Origin of the sequence: Deinococcus rhizophilus (assembly GCF_030271215.1) — a bacterium.
GTDB lineage: Bacteria > Deinococcota > Deinococci > Deinococcales > Deinococcaceae > Deinococcus > Deinococcus rhizophilus.
Genome location: NZ_JASNGB010000336.1, coordinates 1 through 1,084 on the forward strand (window position 1 = coordinate 1; position 1,084 = coordinate 1,084).

The 1,084-nt window shown below is 75.4% G+C and carries 1 protein-coding gene; it reads left to right on the top strand.

Annotated features, from left to right (window positions below; genetic code table 11):
* Positions 1 to 65: 65 nt before the first annotated feature.
* The coding region (locus QOL99_RS17195) for a DUF3488 domain-containing protein (protein WP_456318877.1) at positions 66 to 1,084 on the top strand (1,019 nt) is incomplete at its 3' end.

The following is a 1,084-nucleotide window of genomic DNA, read 5'->3' on the forward strand; positions in this document are numbered from 1 at the left end:
CCGCCCTGCGGACCCGCCGCCCGCTGCCCGCCCCGCCGAGCTGGGCGCTGGGGCTGCTCGCGGGGCTGGGGTTCGTCGTGCTGAACGCCGTCTACGGGACCCTCTTGGGCCGCGAGGCGGGCACGGCGCTGCTGGGGCTGCTGGTGTGTCTCAAGGCCGCCGAGACGCGCACCCGGCGGGACGCCCGGCTGCTCGCGCTGCTGGGCGTGTTCGTGCTGCTGACGCACCTCTTCTTCGGACAGGGACCGCTCGCGGCGGCGCACGTCGCGCTGGGGCTGGTGGGCCTGCTCGCCGCGCTGGGGCGCTGGAACGGGCCGGGGTCAGGGTCGGGGCGGGCTGCCGTGGGTCAGGCCGCCCGCCTGAGCCTGCAGGCCGCGCCGCTGATGGCCGTGCTGTTCGTGCTGTTTCCCCGCCCCGACGGTCCACTGTGGCAACTCCCCGTGCAGGCCGCGCAGACCGGGCTGGCCGACGAGATCACGGCGGGGGAATACAGCAGCCTGGCCCAGAGCCGGGACGTGGCCTTCCGNCCGCTGATGGCCGTGCTGTTCGTGCTGTTTCCCCGCCCCGACGGTCCACTGTGGCAACTCCCCGTGCAGGCCGCGCAGACCGGGCTGGCCGACGAGATCACGGCGGGGGAATACAGCAGCCTGGCCCAGAGCCGGGACGTGGCCTTCCGCGCCGAGTTCGGCGGCCCCCTTCCCCCCCCGGAGGAGCGCTACTGGCGCGGCCCGGTCTACGAGCGTTACGACGGGGTGCGCTGGGGGCAGGTGCGGGAGCGCTTCGGGTCCCCGACGGTGGAGTTCTCCGGGCCGACGCTGGCCTACCGCCTGACCCTGGAACCCGGCAACCCGCCCTGGATTCCAGTCCTGGACACGCCGACCACGCTGCCGCCGGGGGCCTTCCTGACGACCGCGTTTCAGGCGGTGTCCTTCAGCGTGGGGGGCAGCCGCACCCGCCACGCCGTGCAGGGCCGCGCCGCCCGGCTGGGACTGCGGGAGGCTCCCGAGCGGCTCACCCTCAACCTGGGGTTGCCGCCGGGCGAGAGTCCGCAGGCACGGGCGCTGGCCGCGTCGTGGGCGGGGCT